Origin of the sequence: Azospirillum tabaci, assembly GCF_014596085.1 — a bacterium.
GTDB lineage: Bacteria > Pseudomonadota > Alphaproteobacteria > Azospirillales > Azospirillaceae > Azospirillum > Azospirillum tabaci.
Window position 1 is genome coordinate 33,732 of the sequence record NZ_JACCJY010000017.1, and the last position, 12,907, is coordinate 46,638.

The following is a 12,907-nucleotide window of genomic DNA, read 5'->3' on the forward strand; positions in this document are numbered from 1 at the left end:
GGGGGCCTTCGCGTCGTCGGGCAGCGGTCAGTCGCGCTTCACCGTGTCGGCGTCGAGCGCCGCCTGGGCGGCGGCCAGACGGGCGATCGGCACGCGGTAGGGCGAGCAGGACACGTAATCCAGCCCGACCTTCTCGCAGAAGGAGATGGAGGCCGGGTCGCCGCCATGCTCGCCGCAGATGCCGAGCTTGATGTTCGGACGGACCTTGCGGCCGCGCTCCGTGGCGATGGCGATCAGCTCGCCCACACCGTCCTGGTCGAGCGTCTGGAACGGGTCGTGCTCCAGGATGCCCTGGCGCTGGTACTCCGGCAGGAAGGCGCCGGCGTCGTCGCGCGACAGGCCGAAGGTCGTCTGGGTCAGGTCGTTCGTGCCGTAGGAGAAGAACTCCGCCGTCTCCGCGATCTCACCGGCCTTCAGCGCGGCGCGCGGCAGCTCGATCATGGTGCCGACCATGTACTCGAACGTGACGCCGGTCGAGTCCATGACCTCCTTGGCGACGCGGTCGACGACGGCCTTGAGGATGTCCAACTCTTTCTTGGTGCCGATGAGCGGGATCATGACCTCCGGCATCACCGTCTCGCCCGTGCTCTTGGAGACCTCGGCGACCGCGCTGAAGATGGCGCGGGCCTGCATCTCGTAGATCTCGGGGTAGGTGATGCCGAGGCGGCAGCCGCGATGGCCGAGCATCGGGTTCGCCTCGTGGAGCTGCACCACGCGGTGGTTCACCTTGAGCTGGTCGGTGCCGGTGGCCTTGGCGACCTCCGCCATCTCCGCCTCGGTGTTGGGCAGGAACTCGTGCAGCGGCGGGTCGAGCAGGCGGATGGTCACCGGCAGGCCCGACATGATCGTGAACAGCTCGGCGAAGTCCTTCTTCTGGAAGGGCTCCAGCTTGGCCAGCGCGGCGCGGCGGCCGGCCTCGCTCTCCGCCAGGATCATCTCGCGCACCGCGAGGATGCGGTCCGGGTCGAAGAACATGTGCTCGGTGCGCGACAGGCCGATGCCCTCCGCGCCGAACTTCCGCGCGGTGCGGGCGTCCAGCGGGGTCTCCGCGTTGGTGCGGATCTTCATGCGGCGCAGCGAATCGGCCCAGCCCATCAGCGTGGCGAAGTCGCCCGACAGTTCCGGCTGGATCGTCGGCACCTGGCCCAGCATCACCTCGCCGGTCGAGCCGTCGATGGTGACGATGTCGCCTTCCTTGATGGTGACGCCGCGGACCGACATGATCCTGGACTTGTAGTCCACGCGCAGGTCACCGGCGCCCGACACGCAGGCGCGGCCCATGCCGCGGGCCACCACGGCGGCGTGGCTGGTCATGCCGCCGCGGGTGGTCAGGATGCCGCGGGCGGCGTGCATGCCGTGGATGTCCTCCGGGGAGGTCTCCACGCGGCAGAGGATGACCGCCTCGCCCTGGCCGGCCAGGGTCTCCGCCTCGTCGGCGGTGAAGACGACCTTGCCCGAGGCCGCACCCGGCGACGCCGGCAGGCCCTTGGCGATGACCTTGCGCTCCGCCTTCGGGTCCAGCGTCGGGTGGAGGAGCTGGTCGAGCGAGGCCGGGTCGATGCGGCGCACGGCCTCGGCCTTGTCGATCAGCCCTTCACTGGCGAGATCGACGGCGATCTTCAGCGCCGCCGGGGCGGTGCGCTTGCCGTTGCGGGTCTGCAGCATGAACAGCTTGTTCTGCTGGACCGTAAACTCGATGTCCTGCATGTCGCGGTAGTGCTTCTCCAGCGTGAGGCGGACCTCGTTCAGCTGGTTGAAGACTTCCGGCATGACCTCTTCCATGGCGGGGAGGTCGGACTTGTTGGCCTGCTTGCCGGCGATGGTCAGGTGCTGCGGCGTGCGGATGCCGGCCACCACGTCCTCGCCCTGGGCGTTGACGAGGTATTCGCCGTAGAAGGCGTTCTCGCCGGTGGACGGGTTGCGGGTGAAGGCCACGCCGGTGGCGCAGTCGTTGCCCATGTTGCCGAACACCATGCACTGCACGTTGACGGCGGTGCCCCAGTCGGCGGGGATGTCGTGCAGCTTGCGGTAGGTGATCGCGCGGGCGTTCATCCAGGAGCCGAACACGGCGCCGACGGCGCCCCACAGCTGCTCCTGCACGTCCTGCGGGAAGGGCTTGCCGAGTTCGTGCTCGACGGCCTTCTTGTAGTCCTCGATGACGGCCTGCCAGTCGGCGGCGCTCAGATCGGTGTCGAGGTTGTGGTTCTTGTCGCGCTTGTGGTTGTCCAGGATCTCCTCGAAGTGGTGGTGGTCAACGTCCAGCACCACGTTCGAGTACATCTGGATGAAGCGGCGGTAGCTGTCGTAGGCGAATCGGGCGTCGCCCGAGCGCTTGGCGAGGCCGGCGGCGGTCGCGTCGTTCAGGCCGAGATTCAGCACCGTGTCCATCATGCCCGGCATGGAGGCGCGGGCGCCGGAGCGCACCGAGACCAGCAACGGGTTGGCCGGATCGCCGAAGGTGGCGCCCATGGCCTGCTCCAGCCGCTTCACCGCGCCTTCCACCTGGGCCTTCAGCTCCGGCGGATAGTTGCGGCCGTTGGCATAGAAATAGGTGCAGACCTCGGTTGTGATGGTGAAACCCGGAGGAACCGGGAGGCCCAGATTGGCCATCTCGGCCAGATTGGCTCCCTTGCCGCCGAGCAGGTTCTTCATGTCCGCCCGGCCTTCGGTGGCATCGGCACCGAAGCTGTACACCCACTTGTTCTCGCCCTGGCTCGCCATCGTGAAATCCTCGTTCACCTCTATGGTCGTCCGGCCGTCGGCTGTGCGGGGAACCGGTGAAGATCCGTCCTGCGAACGGGTGTCCTTCTGGTATGACCGCGCAACCGCATCCGATGGAGCCCCTTCTAGCCCCCCGCGGAAGGAGAACACAAGACGATCCGTTGCATAGCGTGAGCGCGACGGTGCTGATCCCATTTATGCCACGGCGCGCAAAAGGGGCAGGCCAGACGGAAAACTACCCCTTATCCTTTGCGCGAAAAGGGAAATCCGCCGCGGCCCTCATGGACCGCGGGCCAGATCGAGCACAGCGTCGGTGGCGGGCGGGGGCGGGCGTTCGCGGTCGGCGCCGCGGCGGCTGCGGAAGGTCCGGAAGGCGATGGCCATCCAGGTGCCGTGAAAGGCGAGGCCGCAGAGCAGGACGATCTCCCCCGACACCGGCCCGATGGTCGCCCGCGCGAACAGCTCGCCCAGGCTCGACAGCGGGACCGGATGGATCATCAGCTTCCCCAGATAGGCCACCACCTGGATCAGGAAGATCCAGCCGTAGTTCCGCCGCAGCCGGCGGCCCACCGCCTCCAGGTAGGTGATGTGCAGGTTGGGGTGCTGGTAGTCCTGGAACAGCGTCTCGTTCCAGCCCCGGGCGAACTGGTCGCCCTGGCCGCGCAGGATGGGGCCGAGAAAGTACAGCTCCAGCACATGGGCGCGGATTCGCCAGAAGTCGAAGAAGCGGTAGCGCCGTGCCTCGATGTAGAGGAACACGGCGACCAGAAGCCCCACCAGCACCAGCGGCAGGGGGGAGGCGGTGGCGCTGCTGAAGGTCAGCGACAGGGCGATGCCGGTGGTGACCACCGCCCAATTGGTCGTGGCGTCCAGCCGGGTGCGCCAGACGGTGCTGCGGTAGATCTCGGCCCTGTAAAGATGAGACAGGGCCGTGACCTCGGCCGAGGTGTAGTGGGTCTTGGGTGCTTTGGTGGCGATGTCGTCCATGCTCGGCGTCCTCCCCCTGGCTTTTCTTGGCACAGGGGCCGGGGACGCCGGCGCGTCAGTGGGCGCCGCCGTCGGCCTCCAGCCCCAGCCGGTCGAACAGCCGCTGGTCGGCCTCATGCTCCGGGTTGCCGGTGGTCAGCAGCTTGTCGCCATAGAAGATGGAGTTTGCGCCCGCGTAGAAACAGAGCGCCTGCCCCTCGTCGCTGAGCGAGCGGCGGCCCGCCGACAGGCGGACGTAGGAGCGCGGCATCAGGATGCGGGCGACCGCGATGGTGCGGATGAACTCGAAGGCGTCCAGCGCGTCCACGCCGCCCAACGGGGTGCCGGCGACCGACACCAGCTTGTTGATCGGCACGCTTTCCGGCTGCGGGGACAGGTTGGCCAGGGTCTCCAGCAGGCCGGCGCGGTCCACCCGGCTCTCCCCCAGCCCGACGATGCCGCCGGAGCAGACCTTCAGCCCGGCGTCGCGGACGTTGGCCAGCGTGTCCAGCCGGTCGCGGTAGCTGTGGGTGGAGACGATCTGCTCGTAGAACTCCTCCGACGTGTCGAGGTTGTGGTTGTAGTAGTCGAGCCCGGCGTCCTTCAGCGCGTCGGCCTGCGGGCGGGTCAGCATGCCCAGCGTCATGCAAGCCTCCAGCCCGAGGTCCTTCACGTCGCGGACGATGTTCGCCAGCTTCTCGACGTCGCGGTCCTTCAGCTCGCGCCACGCCGCCCCCATGCAGAAGCGGCCGGCGCCAGCCTTCTTGGCCTTCTCCGCGGCGGCGCGCACCTGGGCGCGGTCCAGCAGCTTCTCCGCCTCGACGCCGGTGTCGTACTTCACGCTCTGCGCGCAGTACTTGCAGTCCTCCTGACAGCCGCCGGTCTTGATGTTCAGCAGTGTGGAGAGCTGGACCTTGTTCGGGGCGTGGTGCTGGCGGTGCGTTTCATGGGCGCGGTGCAGCAACTCCATGAAGGGCAGCTCGAACAGGGCCAGGATGTCCTCGCGGGTCCAGCGCCGGGCGATGGTGGAGGCGGCGGAGTCCGCGGTCTGCATGGCGGTGTCGGGCATGGTCGGTCCTCGGGAAAAAACGAATCAGAGAAGGGTGTCCGCGGCGTCGCGGATTGCGGCGTAGGCGCGGTCCAGCTGCCCGTCCGTCACGCAGTAGGGCGGCAGCAGGTATATCACGGGGCCGAGCGGGCGCAGCAGCAATCCCCGCTCCAGGAAGAAGCGCTTCAGCGTCTGCCCGACCGCGGCGGTGTAGCCCTGCGCGTCGGTCACCTCGACGGCGGCGATGGTGCCCATGACGCGCCCGCGCGACAGCTTGGGATGGCTGGACAGGTCGGCGATGGCGGCACGGTGCCGCTGCTCGATGCGCGCGAGGTTGGCGGCGGTTTCCACCGAGGTGGTCAGGTCGAGCGAGGCCAGGGCCGCGGCGCAGCCCAGCGGGTTGGCGGTGAAGCTGTGGCCGTGGGCGAAGGCCCGGTCGAAGCCGGCGCCGAGGAACGCCTCGTAGATCGAAGCACCGCAGGCGGTGACCGACAGCGGCAGGAAACCGCCGGTCAGACCCTTGGACAGGCAGATCAGGTCCGGGGCGACTCCGGCCTTATGGCTGGCGAACAGGGCGCCGGTGCGGCCGAAGCCGGTCATCACCTCGTCGAAGATCACCAGGCCGCCCGCCGCCCGCACCCGCGCCGCCATGGCCCGCAGGAACTCCGGGCGGCAGAAGCGCATGCCCGACGCGCCCTGGACCAGCGGCTCGATGATGACGGCGACCAACTCCGCCCCGTTGGCGGACAGCCAGCGGTCGAGCCAGTCCAGCGCCGCACCCTCCTTCGCCTCGACTTCCGGGTCGCCGTCCCAGGTGGCCGGGTAGGGCATGCGGTCCACGGCGAACAGAAGCTCCTGGAACGGCTCGTAGAAGCCGGAGCCGACCCCTGCCGCCATGGCGCCGAAGGTGTCGCCGTGGTAGCTGCCCTCGAAGGCGAGGAAGCGGCGGCGTTGGCCCTCGCCCTTGTTGCGCCAGTATTGCCAGGCGAGCTTCAGCGCCACCTCCACCGCGGTCGAGCCGTTGTCGGAGTAGAAGACGCGGTCGAGGCCGCCCGGCAGCACCTCGGCCAGCCGGGCGGCGAGGCGCGCGGCGGGGCTGTGGGTGAAGTCGGCGAAGATCACCTGCTCCAGCCGGTGGGCCTGCTCCGCGATGGCCCCGGCGATGGCCGGGTGGGCGTGGCCGTGCAGGTTCACCCACCAGGAGGAGATGAGGTCCAGGATCTCCCGCCCGTCCTCGGTGAACAGGCTGACCCCCTTGCCGTGGGTGACGGCCAGAGGCACCGGCGCGGTCTGTGCCTGGGTGAAGGGGTGCCAGACGTGGCGCCGGTCGAGAGAAACGGTATCGGTCATGGAAACACGCTGTCGAAGGAAGGAATGAGGGACGCCGCCTCGGCGACGGTTTCGGCGTCGAGGCGGGAAAGGGTGGGAATCTCGGCCAGCACGCGGACCTTGCCGAACCGCTCGATGGCGGCGCGGTTGCCGGGGTTGGGCGGGCCGTTCAGAACCACCCCGGCCACCGCCAGCCCGCGCGCCCGCAGCGCCTCCAGGCTGAGCAGCGTGTGGTTGATGGTGCCCAGCGTGCTGCGCGCCACCAGAACCACCGGCAGGCCGAAGCGGGCAATCAGGTCGACGATGAAGACGTCCTCCGTCATCGGGACCAGCAGCCCGCCGGCCCCCTCCACCACCAGCGGGCGGTCGGTGTCGGGCAGGCCGAGGGCGCTGGCGTCGATGGCGACGCCCTCCAACTCCGCCGCGGCGTGGGGGGACAGCGGCTCGGCCAGGGCGTAGGCTGGCGGATGCACCCGCTCCGCGGGCAGGGCGGCGAGGGCGGCGACGGTGGGCGTGTCGCCGGCCTCGTCCTTCAGGCCGGTTTGCAGCGGCTTCCAATAGGCGGCGGACCAGGCCCGCGCGAGGCACGCGGACACCAGCGTCTTGCCGACGCCCGTGTCGGTGCCGGTGACGAACACCCCGCGGGGCTGGGCGCCGTCCTTGCGGAACAGGCCGTAGGCGATGTGATGGGTCATGGTCAGTCCTTCCGGCCGTTCCAGCCGGCGCAGCACGCGGCGCAGGGCGCCCGGAGGCAGAGGGCGGCGGCCCTCCGCCGGCAGATGGGCGCCGATGCCCTTCAGTTCGGCCAGGAACTCCAGCCCGTCCGCGTGATGGCGGAGCAGCCGCTCCTCCTCCACCGATCCGCGGCCCCCGGCAGGCCACAGCCGGTCGAGGGCGTGGCGGGTGGGATAGGGGGGCACTCCGGCCTCCAGCCCCAACGCATGATGAGCCTCCCGCCACTCCCGGAAGCTGTCGGCGGCGAGCGTGGCGACGGCGATGCGCCCGCCCGGAGCCAGCAGCCCCACCCAGCGCGCCAGGGCGGAGGCAGGATCGCGGAACCATTGCAGGGCGAGGCTGGACACGATCAGGTCGAAGGGGGCGTCGAGGTCGGGCGACTCCCCGTCCACGATCCGGAATTCGGAATCGGTCGGGTCGTGCAACGCGGCGCGGCAGCGCGCCAGCATGTCCGGCGACAGATCGGTGAGCAGCCAGTCGGCCGGGCCGATGCGCTCGCGCAGGGCGCGGCTGAGGAAGCCGGTGCCGCAGCCGATCTCCAGCACGCGGGGGCGGGGCGGCAAGGGGAGGCGGGCGACGCGCTCCGCCAGACGCTCCGCCGCGATGCGCTGCACGGCGGCGTGCTCCTCGTAGCGGGGGGCGGCTTTGCCGAAGGCGGCGGCGATGGCGGTCTTGCGCGGGTCGGCGGTCATCGTGAAAGCCCAGCGGCGAAAGCGGCGATCCGCTCGGCGCACCAGCCCGGCGCGGTCAGCGGCAGAAGGTGTCCGCCTTCCGGGTGCCATTCGACCGAAATCTGACCGTATCCGCGATTCCCTCTCCCCTCTGGGGAGAGGGTTAGGGTGAGGGGGTTGCGCAATGCCTGATCGTCCGGTTCCCCGAGAACCCCCTCACCCGGCGCCTTCGGCGCCACCCTCTCCCCGGAGGGGCGAGGGACAGAGTGGCCGCGAAACATCTGTTCGGTCATGGCCGGCGGTACGATGGGGTCCTGCGCCCCCGCCAGGACCAGCGCCGGACCGGTGAGCGCATCGCGGGCGTCCCAGTCCCGCAACGCCCGCAGAGCCTCGCCCAGCCGGGTCGCATCCAGCTCTTCCGGCGGCGGAGCTTCGCAGCCACAACGGCGCCGGAAGTCCGCGGTGACCGCCTCCGGCGCGGCGTCGAAGCGCGCGATCATGCGGTCCAGCACCCGGCGCGGTGTGGCCGGGGCGAAGCCGGCGCCCTCGGTGAAGCGGGGGAAGCCGTTGACCAGCACCAGCCCGTCCCACACGAAGGGCCGCTCGTGCAGCAGCCACAGCCCTCCGAAGGAATGGCCGACCGCGACAATGGGGCGTCCGGCGGGACGCTCGGGAAGCGACGGCGAGCCGTAGAAGCCAAGATCCACCGCCACGCTCTCCCCGTCCGGAAGGGCGTTCCGCACCCTGTCCCAGACGCCCGGCCCGAATCCCCAGCCATGGACGAAGACGAACAGCGGCGCCGTCATCGCGGGCTGAGTCATCGCGGGCTCCAGGCGTCGGTCACCGCGTCCATCAAGGACTCGAGGTCGGCGTCCATATGGGCGGCGGACAGGGCGAAGCGCAGGCGGCTGGTGCCCGGCGGCACGGTCGGCGGGCGGATGGCGATGCCCAGGATGCCGCGCTCCTCCAGCCGCCGGCTGAGGGCCAGCGCGTCCTCCTCCGCGCCGGTGATGGCCGGGACGATCTGCGTGCTCGACCCCGCCGTGGCGACGCCCAGACCGTGGAAGGCGGCGCGCAGCCGCTCGGCCATGGCCTGGAGCCGGGCGCGCTCGACGTCCAGCGTCGGCACGAGGTCGAGCGCGGCGTCCATTGCCCCCAGCACGGCGGGCGGCAGGGCGGTGGCGTAGATCAGCCCGCCGCAGCGGTTCACCAGATAATCGCAGAGCGCCTTGGACCCCGCCACATAGGCGCCGAAGCCGCCCAGCGCCTTGCTGAAGGTGCCCATGGCGAGGTCCACGCGCCCCTCGCCGAGCGCCGCCAGCCCCATCCCGCGCGGGCCGAGCACGCCGGTCGCGTGCGCCTCGTCGAGGAACAGGAAGGCGCCGTGCCGCTCCGCCAGCGCGGCCAGCGCCGGCACGTCGGCGCGGTCACCGTCCATGCTGAAGACGCTTTCCGTCACGATGAAGCGCGTGCCGGGCTCGCCCGCGCGCTGGGCCAGCAGGGTTTCCAGATGGTCGAGGTCGTTGTGGCGGAAGCGGATCTGCCGCACCCCGGCGGCGGCGCAGCCATGGTGCAGGCTGGCGTGGTTCAGCCGGTCGGTGAAGACCAGCGCGTCGCCACCCAGAAGCTCCCGGTCGAACAAAGCGGGCAGGACGGCGGCGTTGGCCTGCCAGCCGGAATTGAACAGAAGCGCCGCCTCTGTCCCCTTCAGCCGGGCGAGCTTCGCCTCGACCTCCGCATGAAGCTCTAGCGTGCCGCAGACGAGGCGCGACGCCGTGGCTCCGGCACCCCAGCGCCGCGCCCAGTCGCCGGCGCGCTCGACCAGCCGGGGGTGGGACGCGAGGCCGAGATAGTCGTTGCTGGAAAAGTTCAGCAGCGTCCGCCCGCCGCGCCGGATGCGCCCCGCCCCATCCGGGCGCACGGGCAGCAGAGCGCGGCGCGTGTGGCGCCGGTCGAGGCGGTCAAGATGCTGGCGGAACAGCGGGTCGAGCAAGGACATGGTTCGCGCGTGATAGCAGAGCGCGCCGCTGGGGCGAAAGGTCCGAATCGCCCCGGCGCTCCGGCTGGCATAGACTGGCGCGGCCATGCCACCCGATCCGCTATTCCATGACCGCCCCGACACGCTGCCGCCCGAGCCCGGCGCCTATGTGCTGCTGATCGCGCTGGACCGGGACCTGCCGCTTCGCCTGCCCGGCAAACCGGAGCGCGTGCTGGCGCCGGGCCGCTACCTCTATTGCGGCAGCGCGCGGGGACCGGGTGGCCTGCGGGCGCGGGTCGGGCGCCATTTCCGCTACGGCAAGCCGGAGCGCTGGCACATCGACCGGCTGACCGCGGCGGGCCGGATGCTCGGCGCCTGGATCGTTCCCGGCGGTGACGAATGCACCTTGGCCGCGACCCTGTCCGGACTGCCGGTGCCGGTCCCCGGTTTCGGCAGCAGCGATTGCCGCCGCTGCGCCAGCCATCTGCTGGCATGGCCGAATGGGGTGCCGGTTTCGCTTCCCGATCCGTGTTTTGAAGCTTCGGACGGGCTTCTGGATGGGAATTGAGGCGAATTGCTTGGTTCGACCGCCTTCCGGAGGTTATAGTCGTCCGTCATCGGGAGGCGGGCATGAAGACACTGATCCATAACCGCCGGGCCCACGACCGTCGGGCCCACGACCGTCGGGATGTCCTCCGGGCTTTCGGGGGCGCCTTCGGGGCCGCGGCCATGCTTTTGACGGCCCCCCGGGTGTTTGGGCAGTCGGCACCGTCCGCCGTTGGATCGCCCGACTTGGGCGTCGGCGTCCTCTATTGCGGCGACCGTGCGGATTTCGGCTTTAACCAGGCCCATGCGGAGGCCGCCCGTGCCCTGGTCGGGGTGCCCGGCCTGCGGCTGGAGGAGCGGGAGCACGCTGCCGGCACGCTGGCCGCCACGGCGGAGGAGCTGGTTGGTCCCCAGGATTGCCGGATCGTCATCGTCACCGCCGCTGGCGACGCCCTGCCGGGGCTGCTGGCCCAGGCCGACGCCCACCGCGACACGGTGTTCCTGTTTTCCGGCGCGCCTCTGGACCGCGACCGGTTGCCGATCAACACCGGATTTTTCGAAGGCTATCTGGACGAGGCGCAGCACATCTCCGGCCTCGTCGCCGGCTACGCCAGCCGGGCCAAGACGATCGGCCTCGTCGTCTCCCACCCCGCGCCGGAGGTTCTGCGCTGCGTGAACGCCTTCGCGCTGGGCGCCCGGCGCGCCGATTCCGCCACTGCGCTGCGCGTCGCCTACGTGGGGGAAGCGGCGACTCCGCGGCAGGTCGCGGAAGCCGCCCGTGCGCTGGCCGAGGGAGGGGCCGACGTGCTGGCCGCCCAGCTCGACGGGGCGCGTCCGGTCTGCGAGGTGGCGGAGGCGCACGGCATCCTGTGCTGCGGCCTGCACACCGACCTGTCGGCCTTCGCACCGCAGGGCTTTTTGACCGGGGCCGAATGGGCCTGGGAGAAGGCCTACGCCGAGGCCGTCGCGCTGATCGCCGCGGGAAAGCCGTGGAAGCGTCTGCGCCAGGGCGGCTTCGATCAGGGCTTCGTCCGCAACACCGCCTATGGCCCGGCGGTGGGCGTGGAGGCGCGGGCCCACGCCGATGCGGCGCGGATGCAGCTCGCCAACGGCAACGCCGCCGTTTTCCGCGGGCCGATCCAAGACAACACCGGACGGACGGTGGTCGCCAAGGGCAAGGCTTTGCGCGGTGGCGACGCGGAGCTTGGCCGCATGGTCTGGCTGGCCGACGGCGTCACCGAGGTCGGACGCTGACTGTTACGTCCCGCTTTGTTCCGTCCAGCCGCAGGCGGCCAGAGCGTCCCACATGTGCGGCGGGGGTGGCGCCAGGGCGGTGACCGGTTCGCGGTCGAAGGCCATGGTGAAGGTGACCGACCGCGCCAGCAGATGCAGGTTTCCCGGCGGCACGCGCACCGGGCCGTAATAGGGCTCCCCCACCAGCGGGCAGCCGATGGCCGCGCTGTGGACGCGAAGCTGGTGCGTGCGCCCGGTCCGTGGCCTCAGCTCCAGCCATGCCCGCCCGTTGCCGGTTCCCAGCACCTTGTACTGGGTGACGGCGGGCTGGCCGGTGGGGTGCGTCACGATGTTCCAGGCGCCAGGGATCAGCAGCTTCAGCAGAGGGAAGTCGATGACCCCCTCCGCCGCCTCCGGGACGCCCTCGCTGACCGCCCAATAGGTCTTCTCGACATGGCCGGCGGCGAACATGTCGCCCAGCCGCTTCAGCGCCCAAAGCGACCGCCCGAGCACAAGGCAGCCCGCCGTGTCGCGGTCCAGCCGGTGGGCCAGCCGCGGCGGCGTGCCGTCCCCCTCCGCCAGGAAGGGCAGGTAGAGGTCGAGATGGTCGGTGATCCGCCCGGCCTTGTGCACGGCCAGCCCGGCGGGCTTGTCGATGATGAACACGTCCTCGTCCTCGTGCAGGATTCGGGCGCGCAGCGTGGCGGGGGTGAAGGTGGTACCGGCGTCGCTCATGGGCGGCACCCAAGCACGGCGCGGCGGGAGGGGCAAGCCCGCCGGCTGTTCCGCGTCGCGGAACCACATCGGCGCACGCCTTGTTGCCCAACGAGCGGCGCCGTGGACAAGTCTGGACCCATGCCGCCACGCCGCCCATCTTTACGGAATGACGACTCACCGTGGCGAAGGGATACGGGCGATGGGGGAACGCGACAATCTGCCGGCGCAGCAGCGGTCCACCCAGACCGAGGTGGATGATTTTCTGCGCCGCGTCGCCGCCCTGCCGCGGGCGCCGAGTGGACCGCGCGGGCGGCTGATGTTCGCCATGGACGCCACGGCCAGCCGCGAGCCGACTTGGGACCGCGCCTGCCAGATCCAGGGAGAAATGTTCCAGGCGACCTCCGCGCTGGGCGGGCTGGACATCCAGCTCGTCTATTACCGAGGATTCCGCGAATGCCAGGCCAGCCCGTGGGTCTGCAACGCGCAGGACCTGCTGCGGCGGATGACCGCGGTGTCCTGTATGGCCGGACAAACCCAGATCGCGCGCGTGCTGGGGCACTGCATCAAGCAGACCCGGGACCGTAAGGTCAACGCGCTGGTCTTCGTCGGCGACTGCATGGAGGAGGACGTCGATCAGCTCGCCCATCAGGCGGGCCAGTTGGGGCTGCTGGGCGTCCCGGTCTTCATCTTCCACGAGCGTGGGGACCTGATCGCCAAACGCGCCTTCCAGACCATCGCGCGGCTGAGCGGCGGCGCCTATTGCCCGTTCGACGGCTCGTCCGCCCAGCAATTGCGGGACCTGCTGAGCGCGGTCGCCGTCTACGCGGCGGGCGGCCGGGCGGCGCTGGAGCATTACAGCCGCGGGCGGGGCGACGCGGTGCGGCTTCTCACCAGCCAGCTCGAAAGCGGTCAGGGGGGACGCGGGGGGCAGACCCATGCATCATAGGGCAGGACTCGGCTAGA

Annotated in this window: 11 protein-coding genes; 3 read left to right on the forward strand and 8 right to left on the reverse strand. The window is 70.5% G+C overall.

Annotated features, from left to right (window positions below; translation table 11 throughout):
- Window positions 1-27: 27 nt before the first annotated feature.
- The 7 genes from ppdK to bioF all read right to left on the reverse strand — a co-directional run bounded on the left by ppdK (window position 28) and on the right by bioF (window position 9,556).
- Complete coding sequence (gene ppdK / locus H0B54_RS16080) at window positions 28-2,721, reverse strand: pyruvate, phosphate dikinase (protein WP_188261249.1); 2,694 nt, start codon at window positions 2,719-2,721, stop codon at window positions 28-30.
- Window positions 2,722-3,000: 279 nt separating this feature from the next.
- Window positions 3,001-3,708: a DUF2270 domain-containing protein gene (locus H0B54_RS16085; protein ID WP_188261166.1), complete on the reverse strand. Its 708-nt coding sequence runs from the start codon at window positions 3,706-3,708 to the stop codon at window positions 3,001-3,003.
- 55 nt (window positions 3,709-3,763) lie between these two features.
- Window positions 3,764-4,756, reverse strand: a complete 993-nt coding sequence (gene bioB / locus H0B54_RS16090) for a biotin synthase BioB (RefSeq protein WP_188261167.1) — start codon at window positions 4,754-4,756, stop codon at window positions 3,764-3,766.
- Between the two features lie 24 nt (window positions 4,757-4,780).
- Window positions 4,781-6,085: an adenosylmethionine--8-amino-7-oxononanoate transaminase gene (gene bioA / locus H0B54_RS16095; RefSeq protein WP_188261168.1), complete on the reverse strand. Its 1,305-nt coding sequence runs from the start codon at window positions 6,083-6,085 to the stop codon at window positions 4,781-4,783.
- The gene (bioD, locus tag H0B54_RS16100) at window positions 6,082-7,491 is read right to left on the reverse strand and encodes a dethiobiotin synthase (protein ID WP_188261169.1); all 1,410 of its coding nucleotides are present in this window, start codon (window positions 7,489-7,491) and stop codon (window positions 6,082-6,084) included. Before bioD ends, bioA begins: the two co-directional genes overlap by 4 nt.
- Window positions 7,488-8,291, reverse strand: a complete 804-nt coding sequence (locus H0B54_RS16105; protein WP_188261170.1) for an alpha/beta fold hydrolase — start codon at window positions 8,289-8,291, stop codon at window positions 7,488-7,490. The genes bioD and H0B54_RS16105 overlap by 4 nt, the downstream gene beginning before the upstream one ends.
- The gene (bioF, locus tag H0B54_RS16110) at window positions 8,288-9,556 is read right to left on the reverse strand and encodes an 8-amino-7-oxononanoate synthase (RefSeq protein ID WP_425490045.1); all 1,269 of its coding nucleotides are present in this window, start codon (window positions 9,554-9,556) and stop codon (window positions 8,288-8,290) included. Before bioF ends, H0B54_RS16105 begins: the two co-directional genes overlap by 4 nt.
- On the opposite strand from bioF, the gene H0B54_RS16115 reads away from it, so the two are divergent.
- Both H0B54_RS16115 and H0B54_RS16120 read left to right on the forward strand, forming a co-directional pair.
- Window positions 9,555-10,016, forward strand: coding sequence for a GIY-YIG nuclease family protein (locus H0B54_RS16115; protein WP_188261172.1), 462 nt, complete (start codon window positions 9,555-9,557; stop codon window positions 10,014-10,016). The genes bioF and H0B54_RS16115 overlap by 2 nt on opposite strands.
- Window positions 10,017-10,240: 224 nt before the next feature.
- On the forward strand, window positions 10,241-11,248 hold the full coding sequence (locus H0B54_RS16120; RefSeq protein ID WP_246472556.1) for a BMP family ABC transporter substrate-binding protein: 1,008 nt from the start codon (window positions 10,241-10,243) through the stop codon (window positions 11,246-11,248).
- A gap of 3 nt (window positions 11,249-11,251) precedes the next feature.
- Here H0B54_RS16120 and H0B54_RS16125 read toward each other — a convergent pair whose 3' ends face one another.
- Window positions 11,252-11,962, reverse strand: coding sequence for an RluA family pseudouridine synthase (locus H0B54_RS16125; RefSeq protein ID WP_188261174.1), 711 nt, complete (start codon window positions 11,960-11,962; stop codon window positions 11,252-11,254).
- Between the two features lie 181 nt (window positions 11,963-12,143).
- Between H0B54_RS16125 and H0B54_RS16130 the strand changes: the two genes are divergently transcribed.
- Window positions 12,144-12,890 (forward strand): VWA domain-containing protein, encoded by a 747-nt coding sequence (locus H0B54_RS16130; RefSeq protein WP_188261175.1) that lies wholly within the window; start codon window positions 12,144-12,146, stop codon window positions 12,888-12,890.
- Window positions 12,891-12,907 lie beyond the last annotated feature (17 nt).